Below are 25,205 nucleotides of genomic sequence, written 5' to 3'. Positions count from 1 at the left end.
ATCAAAGCTCGCGGTGCCGTCTGAGCAAACTGATAAATGGTCACGCACGGGCCGTCTTCAGTAGTAAGCTATTACTTTTGTCTCAACCATGAAAACGCTCAGAAGAGGGCGAGACCATGCCGACTCAGCAACCTGTTCAGAGTTCACGTGCCCACCGCTGGGCGTATGCCTGTGGTCTGTCGGTGAAGTGTGGTTACCGTAGGTTGAAAACGTTTGAATCCCGCGTGGTTGAGCGTGCGGAGACGGCAGGAATGCCCGCAGGTAAATTACTTGTTCGCGGGAGTTTTCTAGTCATCAAGTTGGCAGTAGCTGCCGGACTCCTTCTCGTTAGCTTATGGTTTACAGTGTCGGTGATGATCCTTATTGCCTTGTGTTGGGCCATCGCCAATGGAACGTCTATCAAACCTAAGGATGCTCTCCGGTACAAGGCATATGGCGACCCATATGGTGAGTATGAGTATGGGCGCGCACCCGGTCAGCCTGATTTAAAAGACCTGTAGTCGAGTTCTTCACCCCTTCCTTAAGGTCTTTCCAGCAGACATCAGAGCTCCAGCGCCCCTTGCACCCGCATCCTGAGCTTGAGCTGCTCCTTTGCTAAGCATGCCGTCGGCAATTGAGCCAACGCTATATCCTGCCCAGCTCATTGCAGCCAAAAACAACATTGGAAGCACGACGAACATTGCCCCCATCACATACTCGATCACCTGCGCCGTGACCGTTCCATCCATAAATCCAGATGTGGGCAGCGATAACAGCACCTGATTGGACGCCGAAACCTGGTTGTACAAGGTATCGAGCATGCTGGAGTCGACCCAGCGGGCCAGTTCCCACCAGAAGCCCAGCATGTGCAGCGTGAACAGCGCGAACGTCACCGTCATGACGGTCTTTAGCTGGTAGGTACTGACCAGCAGGATCAGCGGCAAGCTGATGATGACGCCCATGATCAGGAAAGCCTGCACCATCGGCAGAGCGGCGCGTAGCGCGTTCATCGCCGGGAAATTGCTGAAGGAGCCGAGAGCCAGCCCAGTGTTGGTGGCCAGGTTATTAAGTCCCTGATTGATCGAGCCGCCACGAGCGCTGGAACCATAGTCCTGGTACACCTGTCCGGGCGACATGGACATCGATTGCTGGCGCGGACTGACCAGTTCGCGCAGGGTGGCATCCTCAATCTCGTTGTTCGAGCGGCCAGTCAGCCAACCTTTCAGCTGAGTCAGCAGAGAGGGATCAACCTGCTGGATCAACCGCTCGCGCAAGCCAACACCGCTGTCGCTCCACCACTGCTTGCAAGTGGGGTAGCCCGCGCCATTCTCCAGCCGCGGCAAGGAAACATCGCGGCTTTCGTCATACGGCCAACTGATTCGCGGTGTACGTGAACGATCCGTGTCGTAGTAGCCGGGCGTGTCGAGAAAATAGCTTGAACCGATCCAGGACGCATCGTGACTTTGTACCTTGTCCAACTGCGGGCGATTGGTAAACAACCGAGAACGGGAATAGCCATAACAGTCGCGGGTGAAGTCGGCGACTTCCTGCAGTAGTACCTGGCTGTCGATGCGCGAGCTGTCGATCTCCATGCGCATCTGCCGGATATCCGGTGCGCAGGGGATGGAGGCGGTGGCTGCGGCGGTTACCCCTTTGCTCAAGGCATGCACTAGAAACCACCAGATCGGTACGTTGGCGGAGCGTTCGCCGATGGTATTGAAGGTCGTCCCCCAGGCGGTTTCCGCCGGTTTAGCCACGCTGACACCGCAGCGCTGGCTCGCTGCATCATCGAACGCCATTGAGGCGAGGCTCAACGGAAAGACCGGCGCGCAGCCGAACAATACGACGATGTAGGCCAGCCACAACCGGTTCTCGATCCGCGGCACCGAGAGCAATCCCTTGTTACCTTCATCCGCGCCTTGCTGACGGGCCGACAGCCATTCCTGGAGGATGATCGCGCCGAAGGGCGCGGCGAACAGCCCGGTGTCGGACAGGACACTCCAGAGGCCGTTGTTGATGATCCAGGCCAGCAGAGAGAGGTAAAATTCCAGGTAGCTGTTGGTGCTCATGAGCATGGTGGTGACCTCACAGTCGGGTGAGTTCGATGACGGTCAAGAGCACGAGCCCTAATGCCCCGATGCGCCACACGCGCAGTCGATCCTGTGGTCGGCGTCGGTAGCGCCGAAGCAGATCCCACCAGAGCGCAAAAAGGGCGACATAGAGCAGGGCGCGCCACCACCGCAGATAAGGTCGTGCGGATTCGAATGCCTGCTGCCAGACCTCGAAACTACCGAGCGCAGTTCGGCCGATCCAGGCGACCAGTGCGGCGGTCAGGATCGTCACCGCGGCAATCCCCAGACCTGAAAGCAGAGTGAATAGCGGTGAGCGTTTCATGGCTCACTTGCGCCTGGCGTCAGCATCATTGAGTCGACCGGGCTCGGGGTCGCTTTGCTCGACGGTACGCGATGCGTCGGCACCACCGGCATGCCGGTCGAGCACCAGGCTGGCGGTGTTGGTGGCGAGCATCTGCCGGACCTGTAGCTCGGTTTGTAGCAGGCGGATTTCGCGTTCGAGAGCATCGATGTTTTTCGTCAAGGCGGTCTGTGCGGGCTCGGCGGAAGCGATGTTCGGTTCATGACTGCCCGCCAGCAGCGTGCGCAGTAGCAGGAGCGCTTTGTCGAGCACGCTGGACAGGGCCGTCTCACTGGCCAGGCGCCGCGCCAGGAGTTCCTGATCAGGATCGTCGCGCAGCGCTTCGATCACGCCACGGGTCACCGGCAGCATTGAACTGGAGGCTTTAGCCAGGTTGTCAGAAGTAAGCGGCAGAGAGTCGGACAGCAACCCTTGCAAGGCCTTGAGGCGTTCGCTGTAGGCCTCTTGGATCAGCGGCGTCAATCCGCTGCCAGCGGTCGCACGCAGGGTTTCGCAGGTGTCGCAGGTCGCGACTTCGCTCTCGCCCAGCACGCGAACTGCCCATTCGGACTCCTCCTGGGGTGAGGCCCATGTCTGGCAAATGGCCCCACCCAAACAGTCGCTGCTACTGATCGACGCACTGTCATCCACCGTCCGGTTATGCAGCAGGTTATAGCCTGCGCGGACCACGTCGGCGGTCACCCGAATGGGCGTCTGTCCGTTACCTCCGGCCTTCGAACCGCCGACCCAGGACACCCCATTGTTGCCGTTATGGGCCTCGGTGTTTTTCACCGCTGCCACCGCATCACCGCCGGTTTGCTCCAGATTGCCCTGCATCTCCTGGTTTTTGGCCAGCGCGCCCCAACCGGCTTGACCGACCTTATCCGCCATCTTTTCGGCCATGGCCTGGCAGGTTAGCTTGGAGCGGTCGAAGTCGATCCGACCTTGCATCACCCCGTTACTGAGTAACTCATAGAGACCGGGGTTGGCGCGCTGGATGATCAATGCTGGCAGCGACATCACCGCTTGGGTCGCGTTCTGCACGATGCTGCCCATGATCTGCTGGAAACCTTCGGTGACGCCGTTCAGCTGGTTTTGCAGGGTATTGGTGAGGCTCATGTTTCCGCACATCATGTTCGCTCGCCAGGAGCCGCCGACGCCGAGACCGCTGGGTCGGTAGAGCGAGCTCGGTGAGCCGACTGCCGAGCCGCCACCAACGGTGTACATCACCCGGTCGTCGAGTACTTCGCCTTGGGTACCCAGGCGGTAATCGCCCTCGGCGGCGTGGGCATGCGTGGCTATGGCGAGCAGTCCACAGAGCAGCAGGCTCTTCACGGCACGCCATGGTCGCGCGCACAACCGGCTCATGATGCATCGCCTTCGAAGTCGATGCTGAACAGGAAGGTCTGCCCCTCACGTTTGCAGCAGCTATAGGGGCGCCACAGCGACCAGGCGTAGCCGCCATCCGCGCTCTGTACTGGATCGCTGGGGAAGATGGCGCACGTGGGCTGAACCTGAGGGTAGAGCAATTGCCATTTGTGGGTCGAAGCGTCGTTTTCAATGATCGGGCCAGGCGGCCAGTAGCCGTCGCGTTTTGCTGGCGTGAGCGGTAAATACACATGCGGCTGTCCGTTACGGGTAATCACATCGCCGGCCCGTTGTGCCATGACTGCGGCCGCCTTGAAATCGTCGGGCTGAACCAGAAAACCCTGCCGTGGATAAACGTTGCCCCACATGTTTCCTGAGGCCTGACTACCGACTTCACGGATCCCCGGCATGAGCGACTCGGGATAGAAGCTTTCCGGGATGCCATGACGCCAGGCCAGTGAGTCCAGGGTGCTCAAGTAGTAGGGCATGAACGCGGTTGCGCCGCTGGTGCAGGCATAGCCGGATTGCGAGGCCAGTTGTGTGGCGGCCCAGCCCCCGGGGTGACCAATGCCATCGACGTTCTTGAAGCGGGGCAGATTGTCGCGCTGGGTGTTCGGCGTAATCAGGTTACCGCCACCTTCCGCACCGCTGATGGAAGAGGAGAGGGTGGCCATCTCGGTCCATGGGTTACTGCCCGTGGTGGAATAGCTCGAAACCACCAGTTCAGGAATGAAATGACGAACCTTGGTCGAGGTTTTGACTGTGCATCCGAAGGGCGTGCAAAGGAGCCAGAAACAAATGCCGACGACCCTGTAGGCGAGGCAATTTGGCGACAACACCGAGGATGTGATGCTGCCGGTGTCCAGCGCTACGCTTGGCCCGCACACCAGCAGGATGCTCAGCGTCAAAGGTCGTAGCTTCTGGGGCGCGATTGATGGGCATACGACAGGCATGGTCCAGGCTCTTTGGGCTAATGGCCTGGACACGTTCGATGATTGAACGTACACCGTCAGTGATAAAGCTGAAGCTGGCGTTGTCGGTTTACAAGGATTTGCAGGGCGACGAGGTAGCTATTCGATGCTCAACGCACGGCGAAGGGTGTCTGACTCAGTGAGGAGCTGATCCGTCGTGATTTCGAGAATATTGGCGAGTTTGCACAGGACCATCAGCGACGGATTGCCCGTGCATCGTTCGATTTGACTGACGTAGGTACGATCGACCTCGGCCATGAGCGCCAACTGCTCTTGGGTAAGGTTCTTTAACCGTCGCATCAAGCGGATGTTTTCCGCCAGCTGCAGACGAAGCTGTTCGTAGTCTTGAGTCATGCGCGCAAATTGCGCCTTGAGGGACTCTCAATCCACGGGATATAGTCTACATTGGTATTGATCTAGGCCATTTGATGCACATACCTGTTATCCAGCGTTCATTTGGTTACGTTATGATTTCGAGGCTAGGTCCAGCGTCTAACAATAAAATCAGAACCCTAGGGTGTGTATGGACGAAAACTACATTTCAATTCCTGCGGCGGATGGTTGCCCAAGTCTTCTGACGCCTTGGGGCAACGAGTTTGCCTCGATGATCGAACGTGGCGTGCAATGTGCTCAGGCTTGGCTTGATACGCCCGGCGAGATTCCCCTGTGGTGGGAGCTGGCGCAAACCCGCAAGACCTTTCCTGTCGGTGACTGCCAGGATGCCTTCGAAGCCGGATTCTTGTTGAGGATTCAGCAGCGGCTCCGGGGCGTACCGCAATAAGCGGTCACTCGCTTTAGAGCGAGAGGCCTGAATAGATTCCCCTATGCGGGCTCTATTCCTCGCGCTCTATCGATCCGTTCAGCTACCCGATACGCCGCTTCCAGTTCTGAGCAGCCGTTCTCCTGCATCAGTGTCCAGCGCTCGGCTTTTTCCTCGGGCTCCGTCATGGCCAGGGCGAGATAAAGACTGGGCGGCACGGCCCGAAACAGCGTTTCGAGCTTCTTCGATAACACGACCCCCTCAGTGTATTTACCCGGTTCCTTACTGGCGGAGAGCAGCAGGTTTTTTTGCGCTGGTGTGAGCTTCTTGAAGCGGGCTATCTCTTCGATTTCCGCCGGCGGCATGTTCAAACAAATCCACCATTCGATCATATTGAGCATGGTCTGTGCGACAGTCGGAAAATCAGCAAGGTTTTGCGTCGCCATCCAGAACCAAGCGCCGAGCTTGCGCCACATCTTCGTCCCCTTGACCACGAATGGTGCCAGCAGCGGGTTTTTGGTGATGATATGGCCCTCGTCGGTGACCATGATGATCGGTCGGCCCAGGTACTGGTCGCGTTCGGCTAGGTTGTTCACGGTGTTCATCAGGCTGATGTAGCTGATGGACATCTGCGCCTCGTAGCCTTCGCGAGCGTAAGTGGCGAGATCGACAACGGTCACATCGCTCTCGGGCCAAGGCGTGCCCTCGCGATCAAACAGTTCACCCTCGAAACCCTGGCAGAACAGGTCGATGGACTCGCCCATTTCCTGGGCACGCTCGCGACGCTTTTCCGGCAAGTGCGGGTCAGCGGCGACGCGCAGCAAGGCGTCGCGCACGTCTCGGGTCAGTACCTGCCGACCCACCGCGACACACGTCTGTGCCGCATCCAGAATGCACTCGCGGATCAGACTGCGATCGGCTCGACTCAAGCGGGCTTCTTCCTTGGCCTCGCCGCCGGTGATCATCAACCGGGCGGTGATTTCCAGTTCGCCGAGCACGTCGCGCTGGTCCTCGTGACTGGCTACCGCTTCATCGTCCCACTCATCAACGGAAAGACTCGCCACCTGATCTGGCTGCTCGACTAGACGGTAGGAATCGGCAAAGGGGGCGAGACTGACCGAGGCGCCAGGCTTCAATTGGACCTTGTTGACCGACAAGCCCTGTGTCGCGAAGTAGTCGCCCTGCAAACCGAATGAGTTGCCGGCCTCGACGATAAACAGGCGAGGGCGGTACACCGCCATTACCTGCATCAGCAGGGTGACCAGGGTGGCCGACTTGCCGGCACCGGTAGGGCCGAACAACAGCAGATGGCCGTTCATGGCCCTGTCCAGGCGTGACAAGGGATCGAAGCTCAACGGCGAGCCACCACGATTAAACAGGGTGATACCGGGGTGGCCGGTGCCCGTGCTGCGGCCCCAGACCGGAACCAGGTTCGCCAGGTGCTGGGCGAACATCAGGCGTGTGTACCAGTTGCGCGTGTCGCGGGCCGGGTTGTAAGCCATCGGTAACCAACGCAGGTAACTGTTGCACGCGGCGACTTCATCGCCTTCGCGTACCGGTTGCAGCCCCGCACCCAGCAGCGCGTTGGCCAGGCTGACCGAGCGCTGGTGCAATTGCTGCTCATCGTGACCGCGCACGTAGAACGCCAGGGTGCCGCGATACAGCTTGTGCTGGCGACCGATGATCGCACGAGCCTCTTCAACATCTTGGCGGGTCTGGGTCGAGGCTAGGTTTTCACCGATGGCTTTGCGGGCAAGGCGGTTCAACTGATCCTCAAGTACATCCTGAGGTTTGACCACCAAGGTCAGACTCATCACCGTGCCTTCGGGTAACTGGTCGAACAGGGCATTCACCGCGTCGCCCTTGCGGGTTTCTCCGGTGAGTTGACCAATCAAGGGCGCCCGGCGAAGCTTGTCCACCACCATGACCCGGTGGGGCTGATCGTCAAAAAACCAGAGTCCGTGCTGCACATCCGAACGCGGTTCGTTGAAGAACAGCCGCTCGGCAAAGTCATGATCGAAGGGCAGTTCCAGCGACTCGCCCTCGGCAGACTCCGGATAGGCAACGCGCTGGTAGAACTCCTCGGGCGCTTCATTGGTTAGCGTGGGCGCAGGATTGAACCAGGGCACTAACCAGGCATAAAGACCTCGGCCATCGACTCGTGTCGATTGCACCCCGCACGCCTGCAACGAAGCCGCGATACGTTCGCAAGCCTGTTGCAGGGATTGCACTGGAGTGAGTCCCGTCTCCTCAGCGTCAGACTCAAGCCAGCGATAGATCACCAGGCGCACCCGTCGGTTATTGCCACGCCAGGATAGGCGCGTAACCACCTTATCCTCAAACAGACCACCGGGCTTGGTGATGGCCTTCAGATGACGACGGCTGAGCTCCAAATATGCCTGGGTGAAGACCGTGCCTCGCGCGCTGTCCCGGATATAGTCGGTGAGTCGGGTCAGATAGGGGGTGAAATCGTTGTCGTCCTGGCAGAAAAACTGCGCTATCCAAGGCGCTTGATCCAACTCGTCAAAGCTATCCTGCAGGGCATCCTCGAGGGCATCGCGGGCCGCCATCAGCCAATCGGGTTCGCGCCCTTCGGTGCCGATGGGCAGCAACTCGAACACCGCGCCCACCGAACGATTGTCATCGAGCAGAAAACACTGCTCAGTGTCGAGGTACTCGACCCAAGGCAGGTGATCGGTGAAGCTGGGGTTGTGCGCATACAGTGCGGTTTCATCGGCTAAGGTCACGCGAGGGCGCGACGGGTTGCGCCAAGCTTTCCACGCGGGAGTGCGGTTGCCCGAATCTCCGGTACGCACTACAAGTCTTCCTGACGTTCACCAGGTAATGCGTACTGCACTCGTTGGTAGAACGGAAAGACGGTTGAGTAACCCGGGACCGGTGCTTGCTCGGTACCGCTCAGGTGCGGATACACGTACAGCACCAGATCGGGATTGGGCAGGCGAGGGAACAGGTTGCGGATCTCGTTCGCCGCTGTGCGCGTGTACGGTTCCTGTAGAGAAGAGGAGAAATCTGCCTGAGCCAGCGGGCGGCGTAACTGTTGCCGAGCCTCCAGCAGTTGCTGCTGAGTGCCTTGTGAACCGGCGCCGTTCCAGATGTCCAGCATGGTTTGCTCGCCATGGGGCAGAAGCGTTTCCTTGTCGGTGGAACACCCCGTCAGGACCCAGCAGAGCAAGCTAATCCAGGTCAGGCAGAGAAGCATGGTCTTTTTCATGGCGAACGCTCCGGCCCTTGGGCTCGTAGTCGATGGTGATCTCATGGTCGAGGTGCAGTGCGACCTGTGCTGCAGGTGGTACGTACACGGCAGCAAAGGCTTCGCCATACAGTTTGTTCACCCACTCGCGGATGTCGCTGACCCCACCACTGAGAATTGAATTCAGTGCGCTATTGCCACTGCTGCTGGTGACTCCGAGCGTACTGCCGCCCGAACTGATCACACTGCTGTTGTTCCGCTCATCCCCGAGCAGCGCTGCGACACCGGCACCGGCGGCAGTGATCAGGCTCTGGCTGCCGAGGTATTGCTGGGCGTTCGAGCGGCGCTCGCCAGCGATGCAAGGAATGCCATACGGATCGGACAGGTAACCGAGCCCGCCACGGATCTTGTCGGTGTTCGAGCTCTGGGTGGTGGAGGCAGTGCGGCTGGCTATCGCCTTCGGCTGAGGCACCGTGCGGATGGTGCCATCGGTAAACACAAAGGTAATTGACTCGACCTGTCCGCGTACGCAGGATAGGGTCCAGTCACCGGACGCCGTGCCGCTCATCACGGCCCCCGCGACGTCCGGCAGGTCGATGCCGTTGGCGGTCAGGTTCTCCGGACCGACCAGCACCTTGAAGGGATAGGGGTCATTCACGGTGCCGTCCACCGGGACTCGGCCGATCAGCGCGGTCATGGCGACCGAGCCCATCAGCGTGGCGTTTTCGGGGATCGTGTAGACCGGCTTCGCGCCTTCGGTACGATCAACGGATCGCGTCAGGTCGCGCTCACCCTTGGTAGCTGCACGTAGCTGTTTCTGGCTGCGATCAATCGCGTTGTCTTTCAAGCCTTCCAGAGAGTTGAAAGCGGTAGGCAGGCTCAGTGCGGAGGAAGTCGTGGTTTTGCCTCTGGCGTCGGTGAACGGAGCATCCGAGGGTTCAATCCACTGCAGTGCATCATTGGTAGAGTGTCGCTCTTCGAACTGAGCGCCGTCGCCGGGCTCAAGCCCCAATCCGATCGGCATGTCCTTGCTTTTGCCAGCCAGCCCCGACAACTGTTCCTGCAATTGCGTCAGCAGGCCGCGAGCCTGACGACTGTCTTGTTCCGCTTTGAGTCGGGCCTCGTTGGCTTGGCGGCGGCCTTCGTCGACCTGCTGGGTCACACTGCCAAGCGCGGTCTGGATACGCGAATCGACACTGTTTTCCCGCTCGCGTAGGCGGTTGTTTTCCGTCTGCAGTGAGTCATTGTGTTTCTTCAAACCGAGCATGTCGCTGCGCATGGCCTTCACCTGGCCGACCAGGGTGGCGACCGTGTCGCGTGGGGTATCGCCCGCAATGCCGAGCGACTTGGCTTGCTCGGCGGATAACTGAATATTGCCCTGATCAACTGGGTGCTCTGGAGAGGAAGTGTTACTACCCGCGACCCAGGTTTTCAGGATGATTACCACCACGCCCAGCAGCGCAGCCGGTACCAGCCATTTGAGCAAGGCGTTAGCTTTCATCGTCAGCACCTCGCGCAACGGGCGGGAGCAGCACGGCTTGCTCGAGGCCGGCACCGCGGGTCACAAGGTAGGCGATCGTGGTGTCTTCAGCGCTGCCGACAGGCCCGAGGAAAGCATGCTGGAAAGCCGCGGCGAACAGCTTGGCCTGAAGTCGACGTGGATCGAGTTGCACCGTCTCTGAACCACGATTGCGCAATTTCACCGCCGTCACCCAATAATCACCGAGTCGCCAGACGGCGATGGGTGTGCTGGACACGTTTTCCGTCGGCAGCAGGGTTGGCAGTTCGGTGCGCAGCTTGAGCGGGACGCGGCGTACACCGGGCAGGGACTCCACGGTGCGCAGCGGCGCGTACAGGCTTTGCGCGGCGTAGCGCGTCAAAGCGACCGGGGTCGGTGTGCGTTCTGGAATAGGGACGGCGCTAGATTCAGCCTCGGTAGCTTGCCCCTGAGCATTCTTGAGAATACGTACGGGCTCCAGCGGTTGATCGCCGGAAGTGGCCGCGATATCCAGGAGGATAATCTCGCCCGTCGTGACCGATTGCAGTTGCAGTCGGGTCGGGGCAATGGCTTCTGACGCGCGCAGGTACAGCGTGCCGCCAGTTGATTGCACACGCAGTTTGCCTGTCAGGGTTGAGGGCACGCCGACCCGAACATCCTCATTGATAAAGACCACTCGTTCCTGATTGATCACCAGCGGGACCGCGAGGGGGAGGCGTTCCCAGTGCATCAGCTCGACGGCCTGCGCTGCAGCTCCCCATAGCATCAGTGCGACGGTGAGTCCCAGGGTAGAAATCCGCTTCATGGCTCACCTCCAGGCAGGGAGATTTTTTGCGGAGTGCCCTGATAACAATCCAGTGCCAGCCCCCACTTATTGCGCTCGGGGTCCAGATCAAAACGCACCACGCGCAATGGATAACGCACCACCACCCGTTTCACCGGTTCGGCGGCGTAATATTCATCGGCATTGAGATCGAGCTTGACCAGCCAGCTGTCGCGGTCGAGTTTCTTGACCCTGAGTTCCGGATCTTCGCTGTAGCCTCGGCCCAGAATTTCGTAGACGCCACGCACCCGCTGGCGCAGCTCGCCGGCGGCCTTACGATACTCATAATCACCGTCGAGGAAGGCCTTGCAGGCGGGTGTCAGGTAGGACTGCAAGCCATAGATGGCGCGGCGGTAATCCTGCTCGCCATCCGAAGGCCAGCGGTTGAGTTGGCCAAAGATGTACAGGGCAAAGGCATAGACATTCTCTGGGGGGACATCCCACCACTTACGAGTGCTGCCCGAGCGCAGATCCGGGGGGACATGCACCGTCAGATCGGTCGGTGCCGAGCGCCAGCCATACCAAAGTCCGGCACAGACCAGGGCCAGAATCACTACCGCCAGACGCAGGCTGAAGATGTGGGCCTGTTGGGCATCCACCTTGTTCCGAAATCGGCTCATGGCTGCCACCGGGACAGGGCAGGGCGCAGTCGACGCGAACGGCGAACCGTCCAGGCGCCGGAGTGCAGGATCAGACTTCCGCGACCCAGGCGCGAACGGCTGGCCAGTACCCATTCGAGTTTGCGGTACAACCAGGTCTCGGGGCGAGCCCGTTTGGCCCGACGCAGTAGTGTGCCACCGGCAAATAGCACCACCGCCATGCCTGCGATCATGCTGGTTGGCGCCACGGCAATGGAGACGGTTGCGATCGCCAGAGGTACACCCAGCACCAGGCCGACAAGTGCGCCGGCACCGAGCGCCACCCACATCTCATCATTGGTCAAACCACGCAATACGGCAGGATCACGATTGAGTCGCTCTGGTAGAAAAACCAAGGTGCCGTCGGCAAGGCGTTCGATAGCGTCGTTCATGCCAACCTCACAGAATCGCGGCAGCCTTGGTCAGGAACCAGATGATGATCACCACCAACAGAGCACCGATACCGACCACCGCACCCAAGTCCTTCCAGGTCTTACGCTGGTTTTGCACGTCGGCGTACACGGTCAACGAATGCCAGGCCACCCCCAAGAAAGCGAGCAGGGCAATCAGCAGACCGAGCAGGATGCCGCCGTCGTAGGCGTAGTTTTTGATCGTCTCGATCAACCCGGAACCTTCACCACGTGAAGGAGCTTCCATAGTCGGTAGTTCGGCAAAAGCCAGGCTTGGACCGAGTACCAACAGCAGACCGATCAAGCGCTGGCTAGCGCGATCACGCAGATTGTTTTTCAGGGGGACAAGGCACTTGAGCATGACGGCGATCTCCTGGATTAGGAAAGGGTGAAGAACATCAGGACCAACAATGCGAGCAGCACGCGCATGGCGCTGCCACCGAAGGCTCCAAAGCGCACACTGCCGGCGGCCCATCCTCGGTAAGCCGTCCACATCACCCAGGCACACCAGAGCAAAGCCAGGACGAGAACCAGGGACAGCCAGAGCGTCGAACTGCTCTGCGGTGAGAAACCGGAGGCGTTTTGGAACGCCGAGGTCTGAGCTTCAGTCATGGCGACGGCTCCGCTGACGGAGTGTCGAGGCGGTATTCGCCGACCAATTCAGCGGGATCGCGGGGTTGCGCACGGGAAGGAAACAGGTATCCCAGCACACCATGGCGGATGCGTTGGATGTCTTGAGTCAGTTGGGGATAGTCGAAGCGATAGCGTTCGTTTGGTTCAGAGGTACTGGCTACCTCAGCTTGCGTCGCAAGGCGTTCGATAATGTCGAGTTGTTGCGGGACCAGGCTGAGCTGTTCCTGCTCATGAGCAGATGCGGCATAGCTGCTGCCTTGAACAATGGTCAGTGAAAGGAGCAAAAAGTTGCGATAGATGGTAATCGACATGATGCTGGCCCATGTGGAGATGGAGTCAGAATCAAGTTAGCGCTTGAATTATTCAGTATTAAACGCGAGGTGGGATGTATCGCTTTTTTAGCGGAAAGCGGAAGAAGACACTCACACTACATGAGCAATCGATTGGACCATAAAGAAAGCTCAGACAGCACTCTTACCCATTAATAATGTGTTGTTCATGCAGCAATGAGTGGATTTGCTCGTGCTTGAAGGCAGCATGGGTGACGAAGAGCTAATCATCGCTTAACATTGGAATGTTCATTTTTCATTTCCCTAAACTGAAGGAAGTTTCACATGTCTCGGTTGGTTGAATTTCGTAAGCTTGAGCAACAACTGGCCGAACAGCTCGCAGAGCTTGAGTCGATGAAAAGTGATTCCGGCCTAAAAAAAGAAATGGAATTTGAGAGCAAATTGCGGGCGTTGCTTGGCGAGTACGGCTTCAGCTTGAAGAACATCATTAGCATCCTAGATCCAGAGGCTGGCCGTCGTACCTCGACACTAATAGCTCCTGTGAAGGCCGCGCGTAAAGCTCGCGATGTGAAAATTTACAAAAATCCGAACTCTGGTGAGCTGATCGAAACCAAGGGAGGTAACCATCGGCAGTTGAAAGAATGGAAAATCGAGTTTGGTGCAGACGTTGTCGAGTCGTGGCGTACGCAGTAAGAACGGTTTGATTGCAAGGGCTCTGCATGCGTCCTTGTTTGTCGGTGAGGGTGATGAGTCCTGAATGCGAATCTTGGTCCCACTCCTGCACCAATCGTGAGGCACACTCCCAAATTTTGGGAGTCTGCCTTTCACTCAACACTCCGCTCGAAGTGGGGAATCTCGGTCGAATTCTGGCGGGTGAACTCGTGCGGTGTATCAGTTCTGCAGACGCTGGATAACTATCCTGATACCAGGGGGATATACGACGGAAAATATAATTTTTCCGAGTCAGAGATATTTCTTAAATGTAGTTGCCGTGATTGCCATTGCGATACCAAGCATTACAGCACAAGGCAAAAATACGGCCATAGGGTTGAGCGAAAAGGGTAGAGATAGGTAAATGATCCAGGGCACGATCAGCAGTGGTATCACTGCGCGCTTGGCGCGGTGATAGACAAAACTGCTCTCACGGCCCGCGCCAAATTTGCGCAGGTCACGGCGCATCAAGCCATCCACAAAACCAGTGAACATGGCCAACAGAAATAAGGGTGTGGCTAGGACTAGAATGGTCAGGCGCACCACGAAGGTAAAGGTCACATACACTGCAGCCAGCACAAAATCCTCAATGCTCAGGTATAGCTGATTGGTCCAACTCCAGAAGCTGTTGCCCTGACTCGACACCCGCGCCTGCCGGGCAAAATCCGCAAAGCCAGTCTTGACCAGCAGCCACTGATTGAGAAAATCCAGTACTTGAACGATTGTTTGCCCGGGTTGTTGGAGGATGAGTGAAGCTTTGAAGTGCTCGCTGAGCCATCCCAATTCGCTATTCAACATGGCCTGGCTGTGTCGCCAACCCTGATCGCCCCAGAACAATAGCAGGCCGGCGAACTCTATGAGGATCGAGAACAGTAACGAGGCGATCAGCAATCCGACGATGCGCAGGACCAGGCTGATTGCCGAGATGATCAACCCCGGGCGCTGGACCGGTTGTGGCGGCGTGTTCTGGACGGAAGTCGCCATCGTTCACTCCATTGCGCGCTGCAGCGTTGATGTCTTCACGACGCCTTCTGGACAGTTTTCTGCTGAATCAAAACCTGTAGCGGGGGCGGGCTACCCCACCTGATCCAGATCGAAGTTTGTTGTTGGGCCGCCCCCGCTGGCAGTCCACCACTGTCCCGCCTGCTCGTTGTAGGTGGCCCGCATCCGCTGAGTGAGTTCCTGCAGATCCTTGGGCATGGCATCGTCGTTGGAGGGTTTAGGTAAAGGCATGCGGACTTTCCAGAGCTGCCCACCGGCCTGAAAGGAGAACATTTGCCCCTTGGGCAAACTGACGATATGAGCAGGCTCGATCAGCGGCACACTGGTGCTGCTGACACGATCCTGGGAGGACGAAGTGAAGTCGGTATTGGCTTCAGGATCGGAGGTGTCAGTCGCACCCGACACCAAGGTTCTAGTTAGCACGTTGACCTTGGGCAACTGCTGGGTGAGCAGCTCCGCAGTTGCGGTCTCGCGTACGCGGAGCATCTGCAAGGTGTTGAAGTTGCCGATGACCTGGCCGGCCTTGGCCCGGTTGCCGATTCGCGCCTCGATATCGCTGAGGGTCTGGGTGTAGGCCGTCACCTGGATGCCGGCACCGCCACCCTTGTTGATCAGCGGGATGAATTCATCACCCATCAATTCGTTGAACTCATCGGCGTGTAGGTTGATCGGCAACTTGTCACTGTTGTTACCCGATTGGGGCAGGCCATGGTCGATGCCGTGTTTGTAGATGTGTCCGGCGACCGACACCAAGTCGGCGAACATGGAGTTGCCCACCGCGGCGGCCACCTCGGCGTCGGTCAGTGCATCCAGACCGACGTAGACGATGCCGCGTTTTCGGATGATCTGCATCCAGTCGAAAATTGGCCGCGGGTCATCTAAATCGGTGTAGTTGGGGGCCAGTAACTGGGCGGTCTTGCCGGTGGTGAGTTTCTCCAGCAGCGGCAGTAGCGAGGCAACGATTTTGTCGAAGTAAGTACGGTCATATCGGACCGCCGAACGCAGTCCGTCCATGACCGGATCAAATACCCGCTTCAGCGCCAGGTACTGCTCGATGGCCACCACACGCTTTTCGCGCCCCACCATATGCCGGGGAATGTTCTTCTCGGTGAGCTTGCCTTCAAGCTGGACGATTACTTCCCATGCTTTCGGATCGGTTTTGGCGAAAAACTGCTGGGCGTATTCGATGAACAGTGCGTCGATGTTGACCACATGTCGCTGGATCTGCAGGTAGTCTGGACGTCGGCCCAGCTCGATCAAAGCACGGGCGATGATGTTGACGAATCGCCAGGCAAACTCGCGAAAGGCCGCAGAGTTGCCTTCACCGCTGAGCTGTCCAGCGATACGCGATGCAACCTCCGAGATGCGCCCGAAACGTCCCACGGCGTTGTAGCGTGCGGAGATCTCCGGCCAGCCCAGATGGAACACATAAAACTCTTTCTCCCGACCGGCGCGTTTGGCTTCGACGTACATCCGTTTGAGCAAGTCGGCGTCGCCCTTCGGATCGAAGACGATGACCACCTCATGCTCGATGCGATGAATATCCTGGGTGATGTACACCTCGGCGAGCCGGGTCTTGCCGACACGGGTAGTGCCGAGCACCAGGGTGTGTCCGACCCGTTCGCCCAGCGGCAGACTGACTTCCGTTTCATCGGGCTCGACCCCATGCAATAGTGGCGAGCCACCTACCGGGGGCAAAGGCCGCATCGGATTGAAGGCACTGTCCCAGGCCGTGACACGGGCCAGTATCGAGAGTGGAAACGGTGCATGCTCCAGGCGCCGCTCGAGTCCACGGGCCAGGCGGTAGCGGGTCGGTTGGTCGATATAGTGGGCGACCGCCGGATCCTGGGCCTCGACCAAGCGCTGGGTGTGCAGGCGGGTCCAGCGAAATCCTCGGCCCATGAACAGACGCTTGCGGCTGACCGGAATCTGCCGACTGGTCAGCTCGTAGCGGGGCAGCCGACGGATATTGCGCCGATAACGCAGCACCTCCCAGGCTTGTCGCAGCCGGATAAGGCCGAACAGGGCATAGGCCAGCGCTGCAACCAGACCGATCTCGGGTGACAGGGCCACAGCCCAGGGCGAGTACACGCACAACACCGCGGCCGCGATGCAGATCGCTACGGTGTACAGCTCCACCGCTGGCCGGAGCTTGGACTCCATCGCATGCTCGGCCATGACCTGGACTCACTGTTCCAGTGAGGTGGCAGTGATCAAGACGGGGTAGTGCTCAATCTGCAGGCGGGTGGCGATGTCGTTGCCGTTGACCGGCAGGATGGTGATGCCCGGAGCGGCTGCTCGAATCCGGCCCAGGGCTTCAGTATCGGCCACTTCCACGGCGAGGCCAGCCGCGCCCATTTCCTGCAGTTCAGCCGCGCGTTGACGCAACCAAGCCAGTGATTGGGGATCCTCACCGATCAGGAAGAAAGGCCGTAAGCCCGGCATGTTCAGGGCGCGAGGCGTGATCTGGCCTGGGCTCAAGTGGGAGCTGCGGATGGGCAGTATCCAGGCTTCATCGGCAAACGTGGACAGGTCCGCAGGCATGGCCCGATCAGGGTGGATCTTGTTGTTTATTGACGGCCTGGCAACTTGAAAAGGGGGGCGGGTGAAGTCGCTAGGCTGATCCGCGGCAACGGTCAGTTCCGGCTGGGCGAAAGGTGCCAAGAGCAGGATGCAATAACAGACAATGGGGATTCGCTTCATGGTGGTGTGCCCTGTTCAAAGGAAGTCAGCAACTGTTCGAGTCTCTGGGAAAAGCCAGCACGGTAGCGTGCTGCCGGCGTTCCGCCTGCCGGACGGTGATAGCGCCCGGCAGCTAAGACCCAATCACCGGTGGCAGCGTGATGCTCCTGCAGCAGCGCGGCGGTCACGGCGAGATTTCGGTAGGGATCAAGGGCTTCGCAAGGGCTGGAAAAACGTTGGCCGTGGTAACCCAGGTTGGTTTGCCCGAGACCGGCATCGACCCGCTTGGCGTCATGTCGGGCGAGTGCCTGAAGCAAGGCGTGACAGGCGGTCTGGCGAGTGGCGAAGCGGTAGGGTGTTCCGGCGATGTTCAGGGTCCAAGGCCAGGGCAGCAGTCGACCACGGACGCGGGCACCACTCTCCTGCAGGGCAATCGCGAACAGCACCGTAGAAGGGATGTCGGCGTCATGCGCTGCCAGTTGGTAGGCAGGAGGCGGAAGTTCGTCAGCCTGGACGGCGAGCATCGTCAGCATGAGCGAAATACCACTCAGTCGAAGCGTTGCCATTGTCCATTCACCTGTTGGAACGTGGCGGGCAACGGCCCCGGGGCACCCAGGCTGAACCAGCGACCACGGTCATGGTTCAAGGTGATCTGCTGGCGTTGGACCTTGACCGGATCGATGTCGGCTTGCCGAGCCCAGCTACGGACGCGTTCATCCTGGCCTTGGCTGCCCACCAGGTAGATATCGAACGCCGTGTCGCTGATTTGCAGACGCTGCGCTTCGTCGGTGCACGCTGGGCAGTGGTCCTCCACAAACAGGGCCTGGCGCGGCACGACCGATGAGCTGGCAGGGGGCGGGGAGGCCATGCCCTGGATCGGCAGCAGCCCGGGAAACAGCTTGGCCCAGGCTGCAGTGTAAGCGTTTTGGTAGGCCAACTCGCGCTCGGCGCGTTTGGCTTCCAGCGCTACCTGTAATTCGGCATAGTGCTGGCGCTCTTGGTCGGTCTGGGCCTCGACCCCGAGTGCGGTCAACGGATCGAGGTTCGGGCTCCAGAAACCGCGTGGGCCGGCTTGGATCTGTTCGAAGCGCGTCCACTCCTGCTCCGTCAGACCCCAGCTCGCAGCCTGTTCAGAGTGAGATCGTCCCAGCGGAGCGGACTGCGTGTCCTGGATCTGTGACTGTGCCGTGATGGGGTTACCCATCGCAGCACTCGTGATCAGTAACGAAATCAGACAGACGACGGGGAGTAGTGGCGCTCTGTTCATGATCGCTTCTCAAGGGAGGTGCACGGTCTGGTCTGGCTGAGCGGCCACCGCGAAGATGGCTGAGTTCGGCTCCAGTATTTTCAGGCGCCAAGCCCCTTGCTGCTCACCGCTATGTAGCAGCCGGACATCCGTGAGCGAGCGGCTGTCATGAGGTGCGACCGCCAGAAAGCGCTCACCACCGCGGGACTCGACACTCAATATTGAAAACGGTGGCGAGAGCGGGGTGGGTTTGGGGCGAGCGGTCTTTTTCGGTTTGGTCGCAGAAGGCGTCGGCGGTGGAGGGAATGGCTTTGTCCTGAGGTCCAGGAGCTGCTGCTCGACCTGTTCAAGGCGTGCGCGCAGCGCTGTCAGGTCTGCCTGGGTGGCGCGGGCTGCGAGACCATCGCGCAGTTCCTGTATCTCTTGCGCCCACTGATCCAACATCGGATCGAGGGTATTGGCCTGTTGCTCACCAGTATCGACCATCTGCTTCAGGTCTTTCAGCGCGTACTGCAGCTTCTCCTGGGCGTCCTGGAGGGCGCTTGAATCATGTTGCAGGGTGTCCAGGGTTTGTAGGTGTTGGGTGTTCGTGCTCTGCAGTTCGGCCACGCGTTGATACTGGTTATACAAACCACCGCTCAGGCCGGCGACCGCCAAGCAAAGCAGCCCAATGATGAGGGTTTGAAACGTCGAGGCTCTCATGGGCGTGCCTCCAACAGATGGGGCAAGACGGGTGTGATCAGCGCGACGCCAGCCTCCGTTTTCTGCTGTTCGAAGCAGACTGAACGGCTGACTTCGTCGGTCGTGAGTTGCCAGGCGGGGCCAGCGAGCACCTGCAGCGCGCGGCGCAAAGAGATCGGGCCGAGCCGGTAATGGGCCGCGGGCAGGGGCCGAGTAAACAGCACCCTCACCGACGCGGTAACGGGGCAGAGCGCATAGCCCGAGCGCTGCAATACGTACAGCAATGCATCCTGCACTGAAGGGTTCAGGCTGGACGGGATGCTCACGTCAATGATTTGGGCAAGAAGATCGCGTTGTTCCGTGGTGGGCTCGGTGCTGACCAGCGTGTAGCGGCCATAACGAAGCTCTGCCGGATGGCTTTCTTCGGCTATGCCCCTCGAGTGCTGGGCCCGATTGGAGCCACTGTCGATCTCTGGATGGGTCGGCAAAGGGTTGGGGATTTGCGCGGTGCAGGCGCTCAACAAACCCAGCAGGCAGACAGGCGTGAAAAAACGCTCCATGGAAAAAACCTCATGTCAGATTCAGTGCAGAACCTGACATGAGGTGAAGGAGCGATTCAGTGAGAAAGTTGATTCATGGTGGGTCGTGTTAACGCTGAACGCGTTGCCATTCATCAAAAATGGCGAGCCCATCCAAGACGGCAGCGTCGGGGTCGAAGATCAACAATCGCACATCCGCCAATGCCGCCAGATACAGTACGTTGACCAAGGCTTCCGGTGTGCCTGCGTCGAGTTGTTCTTGTCTCAAGCTCGAATAACGATTGCCCTCAATGTTCAGCAAGTTCTCGTCCGTCCATGGCGTGCCGATCAGTTTGCAACCGATACCGCAGCAATCTGGCAGCGTAAAAAGCTCGAACAAGAGGCCGGTTTGCCGCAGAGCGAAGTTACTGACCCACTCCTCCAGATAAAGCATCGATTCTTCGGGAAGGTGCGCGGTACTGATTTCCCAGGCTCGACTGTAGTGTCCCGTTTCGAAGCTCAAGCGATGGACCATGGCTTGTGCCTCTTCCAGGTAGTACAGGTCACCGAGGTGATGCCGCTCGTTGAGCACTTCGCCCATCACGGCGTAGATCACTTGGCGTACCAGCCCGCTGGACTGACAGCGTTCATCCAAATCATCCGGAATGGATTGGCCTTCGCTGATAACGGCGAAATCGTCATTGAACAGGCAGGGGAACAGTTGCAGTTCGTCGTCGGGCAGATGGGCTTGTGCGTCGTGCACGGGTCGAAAGCAGGGAGGGCAGTCGTCTTTGTAGGTGATCAGTAGCAGCCGTTCGATATGAAGGTTTTCGTAACCGCGAGCAAATGGGTTTGAGGCCGTCAGCAGGGCTGCAGCTTGGTGTGTGGGGTTCATGAAGGTTCTCCAGAATGAAAATGAACAAGGCGCCCGAAGACGCCTGTGAGGGTTAAAGCCAGCCATGTTCGGCAAGAGAGAGAGGACGACCTTCACCCACGATGAAGTGATCCAGTACGCGCACTTCGATCAAGGCCAAGGCCTCTTTCAACCGTGCGGTCAAGACGCGATCCGCCTGGCTGGGTTCGGTACACCCTGAGGGGTGGTTGTGAACAAAAATGGCGGCCGCAGCGTTATTCGCGAGGGAGCGCTTAACGACTTGGCGGGGGTAAACGCTGGCGCCATCAATGCTGCCGTGAAAGAGCACTTCGAACGCCAACACGCGGTGCTTGGCATCGAGAAAAATCACACCGAAGACTTCATGCTCTTGTTGTGCAAGATGCAGTTTTAGGTATGAGGTCACGGCGTCAGGTGACGTCAGATTAGGGCCTCGGGCGAACAACCGACGATCCAGAATACGCAGCGCTTCGTCGATCAGCTGGTTTTCTTGGACGATACGATTAGCCTCGAAATCCGAGGTTTCAATCAGTGTGAGTTGAGTGCTCATGGTGCCTCCAAAGGGAACAATCAGGGGTACACGCCCGAGAGGAGTGGTGTCCCCGAGGTGGAAATAGAGTCGCGAGCATTAGTCGATGGCGCGCTGTTTACAGCCGAGTGAATCGGTGGCGTTGACCGTGTAGGTGTGAACCGCAGCCGTCGCAGGGTAATGGGGAAAAGGCTCTCATTCCCCAGCCGGCTTCGGGATTGAAGTCGGCACTGATGGGCATTAACCGAACCAGTCCACGATGGATGTCGGCGATGCGTTTTTCGATTTCATTCGCCGTGTAGTAGAGCGACAACGTGCTGTAGTCCTCGTAAGCCGCAGCGAACAGGCACTCGTCGCAAAGCCAGAAGGATTCCATAAGGTTCTCCTGTGCTGATTGAAGAAAAGGCGCTCGACAGAGCGCCTTGATGAGGAACATCGTGGATTGTTCAGGCGGACTGAACGGTATGGGTGGCATCACGGTGGGCCATGCGTGGAGCGGATAGAGATTCAGGTTCAACCCGAGCCTCTGTTGGGTTTTCGGTTTCCTCAGCTTCGGCATCAACCGACGTTGGAGAGGGTTCATTGATCGGCGCTTGCTCAGCAGGTGCTGTTGCTTCCTGCCTGGCGGGCGCTTTGTATTCGAACGTGCCGTTGACCTTGATCCAGTCGATGAACAGCAGACGACCTTTCAGGCTGGCGCCCGGTTGGCCTTTTTTTTCGCCTTTCTCGTAGAGAAACGGATCGATCCACAGGTCGCCGATACGGAACGACAGCAAGACCTTTTTCTCGGTGTTGACGGCGTCCATAAAGAGACGAATCAAGCGTTCAGCTTCGCCCCCAGCGACTTTGCAGTCGAAGCGGGTGTACTCCACGGCATCGGTGGCACCGTGCAGGGCGGCGATATCGCAGGCCATGAATGGCTGGCCGCGGCGGACTTGTACTTCACGAACACGGTTGAGGTAGCCGATACCGACGGTGTGCAGGTTGAAGTAGGTGGTCGCTTCTTGGGAATGGTTGGCGTGGGCCATGGTGGTTCTCCTGTTTCAATGGAAAACGGTGACGCACAGTCCCTGACGGGGAAGTGAGTCCCCGTCAGGGTAGGTAAGGTGAAGTCGAGCAATGAACGACTCGCCACCGGCAAGCCGATGACGATCAGAACGATGCGTCTGGGGGAATAGCGGTGCAGCAGAGAAACGTCTGCGGTGGTGATTCGCAGGCATGAGGTAGTGGGCATTCATTACCGCTGAAGCGGTAACCGCGCGAGCTTCCGAACGCTGATCGCACTTGGGTAAGCCACCACGAACGTGGCGTAGCCTTGAAGGTTTTGGCTACCTGGGCTGGGCTGTCAACGACAGCGAACCACGCCCTTTGTATAAGCTTGTCATAGGGGAGCGTCAAGACGCTGCCACCCGATTTTTTATGGCCGGAATACAATGGCAGTCACTGGATTGAAGAAAGTGAAGAGTGGGCCTGGCGGGGTGCCAGGCGAGGAACAGAAAAGCCACCTTTGGCGGTCTTACGCAGTCGACGAGCTCCTCGCAAAACTTGGTTTGACTGCGCAATGATTCGCCAACCTACCCTTGTCGTGGCCTGGGTCGGAAACTACTGGCACGCACCCGCCACCGTGATCAGGTCGAGCACAAGAGAGAAATGAAATTCCGCAGACGAGACGGCTCCGAACTCTAAGAGTTCAACCGAGCTGCCCGGAGCGAATCGGCTTTGGGTCGCCGTTGGCGGTTAACCGCCGACACTGGCGTGGAGCATCGCCCCCGTCACAGACGAGCAGCGCGTGGCCGGCATCTACCGGCGTTCCGTCATGCTCACCAGCGGGCGCTACGCGATGCTGGATGACGCATGGGATTTAGTCTGGTGCCTTGGCAGCCAGCGACAGAGAAGAAGCTTGGGTAGCAGATGGCCGCGGCGGTGATGTGTCGTGGGAGATCAGGCGCAACGTAGCGCCTCTTTCTGATAACAATGGAGGAAAGACATATCCTACGATTTAACCGCTGCCCCCTTCTTCGCTTCGTCGAGCAACCATTGAGCAAAAGCTTGTATTGGCTTTCTGCCCAATCCGATGGGCTCAGGGAGGATGAGGCAGAAGGTTTTGGAGATGGTTTTTCCCTCCGGCCACGGGGCGACCAGGCTTCCTGACGCAAGTTCGGTTTCAACGTACAGGCGGGGTACTAGCGCAACGCCGAGGCCGGCCAATGCGGCTTCTATCAACATTCCATGGAGATCAAAGCGTGCGCCAATTGCAGGATTGGTCAGCGGAGTTCCCGTCTCCTCGGAGTAGTGTTGCCAAGCTTCAGGGTTCTGTCGTCGGTGCAGGCGCGGTAATTCGTCCAGCGCGGCTGTTCGATTGCGTCCTGTCAGAAGTCCGGGATGGCAAACCGGAACCAGCACTTCATGCAACAAGGGGGATGTCCGCATGCCCGCCCACGCCGGGTGCTCGAAATGGATGGCAGCATCAAATCCGCTCCCGGCCAGGACGAAGGGTTCCATGCGCTCGGCCAAATGCACAGTAATGTTCGGATGCTTCTGCTGGAATCGTCCCAAGCGAGGAATGAGCCATCGCATCGCGAACGTCGGGATAGTGGCAATGTCCAGGCTTGCGCCATCGTTCGGCTGCCCCATTAAGTACTGACTGTCCCGATCCAAGCGGTCAAGCGATTCGCGAACTTGGACAGCGTAACGCTCTCCGTTAGGAAGGAGTCGGACCCGATTGCCGACCCGCTCGAACAGCGTGACCCCGAGAAAGGCTTCCAACCGGCCAATCTGGCGACTGATAGCTCCTTCAGTCAAAGACAGTTCCTCTGCTGCGCGCGCGAAACTGCCGTGGCGGGCGGCGGCTTCAAATGCTGTCAGTGCCGTGCTGCTGGGGATCTTCCTTCGCATGAGCGTTCCCGTTCTGAAGATGGCGATCCAGCTTAGCTTGATCTTTTGTAACTGAAGCATACCGAATAATCGTTTTATGCGCTGAGATCAAGGTCATACCATGACGAGACATCAACAAAGAGGGCCGGACGCACAAGAAGTCCGGTAGCGAGTGATCCATGATCTACACCGTCGAGTGCAGCTTTGCCGACCCAGCCAGCGAAGCAGAGTGGAATGATTTTTATACCTTGGAAAAGCTACCCGCGCTTATTTCCGTGAGCGGGTTCCATACTTCGCAGCGCTTCAAGGCGTTTAGCGCTGGTTGCCCTGTGTACCTGGCCATGCACTCGATCGACAGTCTGGCTGTGCTTGAGGGCGATGAATATCGCCAAAAGGGCGGGGGCAACTTCGCACGCTGGCAGCAGCACATCACCGATTGGCACCGCAATCTTTACGGCGGCCTTGAGCGTGCGCCTGCCATCGGTGAAGGGGAGCATCTGATCGTGAGCGCAGTCGGTCCCGAGCCGTTCATCGAGATGGGGCTCACGCCTGAGCAGATGTGGGCCGTGGCATTGGAGAAGTGTCCTGAAAACAGGTGGCTGGCGAAGCTGGGTAGCTCCACCAGTCTCGGCTTGGATGCGCTTCCCAAGGGCGTGCATCTCTATACCCCGATGACCGCGCAATTGACGAGTCACGATGGCACAGTGCCGCAGACCCAGGCGGACAACCATGCCTAACCTGACGATCTTCATCCAGGCGGAAAAGATGCCGCCCGAAGCGTATCTGTCGGAACTCACTGAAGAATGCACTCGACTTTGCACGGACGGCCTCCGGGCTGCGTTGGACAACGTGCATGTCATCTATGTCGCTGCCCGCCACGGGCGCGGGCATCCTGCTTACGCGCAAATCAAGTACCGCCTCGAACCGTTTAGAACGCCATCGGTCATGGACGATTTCATGGCGCGACTGGATGAGGCAATAAAACGCCATGCGGGGCTAACGGCGCGCATCCGTTGCTTTGGCTATCCAGCCGATACCATCTACGCGCGGAACTGATGATCCGCAAGGAGTGCCGCA

The 25,205-nt window shown here is 58.7% G+C and carries 31 protein-coding genes and 1 pseudogene; 6 read left to right on the top strand and 26 right to left on the bottom strand.

What is annotated here, in order from left to right:
- Positions 1–116 precede the first annotated feature (116 nt).
- Positions 117–500 carry a DUF3742 family protein gene (locus L6D74_RS06455; protein ID WP_126589253.1) on the top strand — a complete coding sequence of 128 codons (384 nt, stop codon included), beginning with the start codon at positions 117–119 and terminating at the stop codon, positions 498–500.
- Positions 501–509: 9 nt separating this feature from the next.
- Here L6D74_RS06455 and L6D74_RS06450 read toward each other — a convergent pair whose 3' ends face one another.
- The 5 genes from L6D74_RS06450 to L6D74_RS06430 form a co-directional block, all read right to left on the bottom strand.
- Complete coding sequence (locus L6D74_RS06450; protein ID WP_236188309.1) at positions 510–2,054, bottom strand: conjugal transfer protein TraG N-terminal domain-containing protein; 1,545 nt, start codon at positions 2,052–2,054, stop codon at positions 510–512.
- A 10-nt stretch (positions 2,055–2,064) separates the two neighbouring features.
- Positions 2,065–2,373, bottom strand: coding sequence for a hypothetical protein (locus L6D74_RS06445; protein WP_236188308.1), 309 nt, complete (start codon positions 2,371–2,373; stop codon positions 2,065–2,067).
- Positions 2,374–2,376: 3 nt separating this feature from the next.
- Positions 2,377–3,759 (bottom strand): integrating conjugative element protein, encoded by a 1,383-nt coding sequence (locus tag L6D74_RS06440; RefSeq protein WP_236188307.1) that lies wholly within the window; start codon positions 3,757–3,759, stop codon positions 2,377–2,379.
- Positions 3,756–4,712, bottom strand: a complete 957-nt coding sequence (locus tag L6D74_RS06435; protein ID WP_236188306.1) for a TIGR03756 family integrating conjugative element protein — start codon at positions 4,710–4,712, stop codon at positions 3,756–3,758. The genes L6D74_RS06440 and L6D74_RS06435 overlap by 4 nt, the downstream gene beginning before the upstream one ends.
- Before the next feature lie 117 nt (positions 4,713–4,829).
- Positions 4,830–5,084 carry a helix-turn-helix domain-containing protein gene (locus L6D74_RS06430; RefSeq protein ID WP_236188305.1) on the bottom strand — a complete coding sequence of 85 codons (255 nt, stop codon included), beginning with the start codon at positions 5,082–5,084 and terminating at the stop codon, positions 4,830–4,832.
- Between the two features lie 169 nt (positions 5,085–5,253).
- Between L6D74_RS06430 and L6D74_RS06425 the strand changes: the two genes are divergently transcribed.
- A complete protein-coding gene (locus tag L6D74_RS06425; protein WP_069551349.1) occupies positions 5,254–5,511 on the top strand; it encodes a LasR-specific antiactivator QslA in 258 nt (85 codons plus the stop codon).
- Positions 5,512–5,552: 41 nt separating this feature from the next.
- Here L6D74_RS06425 and L6D74_RS06420 read toward each other — a convergent pair whose 3' ends face one another.
- Genes L6D74_RS06420 through L6D74_RS06380 form a run of 9 tightly spaced genes read right to left on the bottom strand, consistent with a single transcriptional unit; the run spans position 5,553 to position 13,014 of the window.
- Entirely contained in the window at positions 5,553–8,306 is a 2,754-nt protein-coding gene (locus tag L6D74_RS06420) for a conjugative transfer ATPase (protein ID WP_236188303.1), read from the bottom strand.
- The gene (locus L6D74_RS06415; RefSeq protein WP_122513570.1) at positions 8,306–8,722 is read right to left on the bottom strand and encodes a TIGR03751 family conjugal transfer lipoprotein; all 417 of its coding nucleotides are present in this window, start codon (positions 8,720–8,722) and stop codon (positions 8,306–8,308) included. The genes L6D74_RS06420 and L6D74_RS06415 overlap by 1 nt, the downstream gene beginning before the upstream one ends.
- Complete coding sequence (locus L6D74_RS06410) at positions 8,685–10,202, bottom strand: TIGR03752 family integrating conjugative element protein (protein WP_236188300.1); 1,518 nt, start codon at positions 10,200–10,202, stop codon at positions 8,685–8,687. The genes L6D74_RS06415 and L6D74_RS06410 overlap by 38 nt, the downstream gene beginning before the upstream one ends.
- Positions 10,192–11,004, bottom strand: coding sequence for a TIGR03749 family integrating conjugative element protein (locus tag L6D74_RS06405; RefSeq protein WP_236188299.1), 813 nt, complete (start codon positions 11,002–11,004; stop codon positions 10,192–10,194). The genes L6D74_RS06410 and L6D74_RS06405 overlap by 11 nt, the downstream gene beginning before the upstream one ends.
- Positions 11,001–11,642, bottom strand: coding sequence for a PFL_4703 family integrating conjugative element protein (locus L6D74_RS06400; protein WP_236188298.1), 642 nt, complete (start codon positions 11,640–11,642; stop codon positions 11,001–11,003). Before L6D74_RS06400 ends, L6D74_RS06405 begins: the two co-directional genes overlap by 4 nt.
- The gene (locus L6D74_RS06395) at positions 11,639–12,052 is read right to left on the bottom strand and encodes a TIGR03750 family conjugal transfer protein (protein WP_236188296.1); all 414 of its coding nucleotides are present in this window, start codon (positions 12,050–12,052) and stop codon (positions 11,639–11,641) included. The genes L6D74_RS06400 and L6D74_RS06395 overlap by 4 nt, the downstream gene beginning before the upstream one ends.
- Before the next feature lie 7 nt (positions 12,053–12,059).
- Positions 12,060–12,431: a TIGR03745 family integrating conjugative element membrane protein gene (locus L6D74_RS06390; protein WP_003174125.1), complete on the bottom strand. Its 372-nt coding sequence runs from the start codon at positions 12,429–12,431 to the stop codon at positions 12,060–12,062.
- A gap of 17 nt (positions 12,432–12,448) precedes the next feature.
- Positions 12,449–12,682, bottom strand: coding sequence for a TIGR03758 family integrating conjugative element protein (locus L6D74_RS06385; RefSeq protein WP_003174124.1), 234 nt, complete (start codon positions 12,680–12,682; stop codon positions 12,449–12,451).
- A complete protein-coding gene (locus L6D74_RS06380; RefSeq protein WP_236184596.1) occupies positions 12,679–13,014 on the bottom strand; it encodes an integrative conjugative element protein, RAQPRD family in 336 nt (111 codons plus the stop codon). Before L6D74_RS06380 ends, L6D74_RS06385 begins: the two co-directional genes overlap by 4 nt.
- Positions 13,015–13,317: 303 nt before the next feature.
- On the opposite strand from L6D74_RS06380, the gene L6D74_RS06375 reads away from it, so the two are divergent.
- Positions 13,318–13,686 (top strand): histone-like nucleoid-structuring protein, MvaT/MvaU family, encoded by a 369-nt coding sequence (locus L6D74_RS06375; RefSeq protein WP_236184594.1) that lies wholly within the window; start codon positions 13,318–13,320, stop codon positions 13,684–13,686.
- A 270-nt stretch (positions 13,687–13,956) separates the two neighbouring features.
- Here the strand turns inward: L6D74_RS06375 and L6D74_RS06370 are convergent, their stop codons facing one another.
- The 11 genes from L6D74_RS06370 to L6D74_RS06320 form a co-directional block, all read right to left on the bottom strand.
- Positions 13,957–14,688, bottom strand: coding sequence for a TIGR03747 family integrating conjugative element membrane protein (locus L6D74_RS06370; RefSeq protein WP_236188289.1), 732 nt, complete (start codon positions 14,686–14,688; stop codon positions 13,957–13,959).
- 90 nt (positions 14,689–14,778) lie between these two features.
- Positions 14,779–16,884, bottom strand: coding sequence for a type IV conjugative transfer system coupling protein TraD (traD, locus tag L6D74_RS06365; protein ID WP_236188287.1), 2,106 nt, complete (start codon positions 16,882–16,884; stop codon positions 14,779–14,781).
- A gap of 9 nt (positions 16,885–16,893) precedes the next feature.
- A complete protein-coding gene (locus tag L6D74_RS06360; RefSeq protein WP_236188281.1) occupies positions 16,894–17,409 on the bottom strand; it encodes an integrating conjugative element protein in 516 nt (171 codons plus the stop codon).
- Positions 17,406–17,954, bottom strand: coding sequence for a lysozyme family protein (locus tag L6D74_RS06355; RefSeq protein WP_236188280.1), 549 nt, complete (start codon positions 17,952–17,954; stop codon positions 17,406–17,408). The genes L6D74_RS06360 and L6D74_RS06355 overlap by 4 nt, the downstream gene beginning before the upstream one ends.
- The gene (locus L6D74_RS06350) at positions 17,936–18,655 is read right to left on the bottom strand and encodes a TIGR03759 family integrating conjugative element protein (protein ID WP_236188279.1); all 720 of its coding nucleotides are present in this window, start codon (positions 18,653–18,655) and stop codon (positions 17,936–17,938) included. Before L6D74_RS06350 ends, L6D74_RS06355 begins: the two co-directional genes overlap by 19 nt.
- 9 nt (positions 18,656–18,664) lie before the next feature.
- Positions 18,665–19,336, bottom strand: a complete 672-nt coding sequence (locus L6D74_RS06345) for a tropomyosin (protein ID WP_236184578.1) — start codon at positions 19,334–19,336, stop codon at positions 18,665–18,667.
- The gene (pilL2, locus tag L6D74_RS06340) at positions 19,333–19,875 is read right to left on the bottom strand and encodes a PFGI-1 class ICE element type IV pilus protein PilL2 (RefSeq protein WP_236184576.1); all 543 of its coding nucleotides are present in this window, start codon (positions 19,873–19,875) and stop codon (positions 19,333–19,335) included. Before pilL2 ends, L6D74_RS06345 begins: the two co-directional genes overlap by 4 nt.
- 88 nt (positions 19,876–19,963) lie before the next feature.
- Positions 19,964–20,728: a DUF5983 family protein gene (locus L6D74_RS06335; RefSeq protein ID WP_236188278.1), complete on the bottom strand. Its 765-nt coding sequence runs from the start codon at positions 20,726–20,728 to the stop codon at positions 19,964–19,966.
- A 52-nt stretch (positions 20,729–20,780) separates the two neighbouring features.
- Positions 20,781–21,275, bottom strand: coding sequence for a RadC family protein (radC, locus tag L6D74_RS06330; protein ID WP_236188277.1), 495 nt, complete (start codon positions 21,273–21,275; stop codon positions 20,781–20,783).
- Positions 21,276–21,372: 97 nt separating this feature from the next.
- Positions 21,373–21,630 carry a hypothetical protein gene (locus tag L6D74_RS06325; protein WP_236188270.1) on the bottom strand — a complete coding sequence of 86 codons (258 nt, stop codon included), beginning with the start codon at positions 21,628–21,630 and terminating at the stop codon, positions 21,373–21,375.
- Between the two features lie 70 nt (positions 21,631–21,700).
- Positions 21,701–22,282: an STY4534 family ICE replication protein gene (locus L6D74_RS06320; RefSeq protein WP_236188269.1), complete on the bottom strand. Its 582-nt coding sequence runs from the start codon at positions 22,280–22,282 to the stop codon at positions 21,701–21,703.
- Between the two features lie 709 nt (positions 22,283–22,991).
- Between L6D74_RS06320 and L6D74_RS30025 the strand changes: the two are divergent.
- Positions 22,992–23,257 (top strand): annotated as a pseudogene (locus L6D74_RS30025) (DUF3363 domain-containing protein); the annotation flags it as partial.
- On the opposite strand, the gene L6D74_RS06310 reads toward L6D74_RS30025, so the two are convergent.
- On the bottom strand, positions 23,247–24,209 hold the full coding sequence (locus tag L6D74_RS06310) for a LysR substrate-binding domain-containing protein (RefSeq protein ID WP_236184566.1): 963 nt from the start codon (positions 24,207–24,209) through the stop codon (positions 23,247–23,249). The pseudogene L6D74_RS30025 and the gene L6D74_RS06310 sit on opposite strands and share 11 nt — an antisense overlap.
- A 98-nt stretch (positions 24,210–24,307) precedes the next feature.
- Between L6D74_RS06310 and L6D74_RS06305 the strand changes: the two genes are divergently transcribed.
- Positions 24,308–24,865, top strand: coding sequence for a sugar ABC transporter (locus L6D74_RS06305; RefSeq protein WP_236188268.1), 558 nt, complete (start codon positions 24,308–24,310; stop codon positions 24,863–24,865).
- Positions 24,858–25,184 (top strand): hypothetical protein, encoded by a 327-nt coding sequence (locus tag L6D74_RS06300; RefSeq protein ID WP_236188267.1) that lies wholly within the window; start codon positions 24,858–24,860, stop codon positions 25,182–25,184. The genes L6D74_RS06305 and L6D74_RS06300 overlap by 8 nt, the downstream gene beginning before the upstream one ends.
- Positions 25,185–25,205: the final 21 nt, after the last annotated feature.

The organism is Pseudomonas pharyngis, from assembly GCF_021602345.1.
Taxonomy (GTDB): Bacteria; Pseudomonadota; Gammaproteobacteria; order Pseudomonadales; family Pseudomonadaceae; genus Aquipseudomonas; species Aquipseudomonas pharyngis.
The sequence above is the reverse complement of the archived record's forward strand: the minus strand, read 5'-3'. Positions and strand labels throughout refer to the sequence as shown.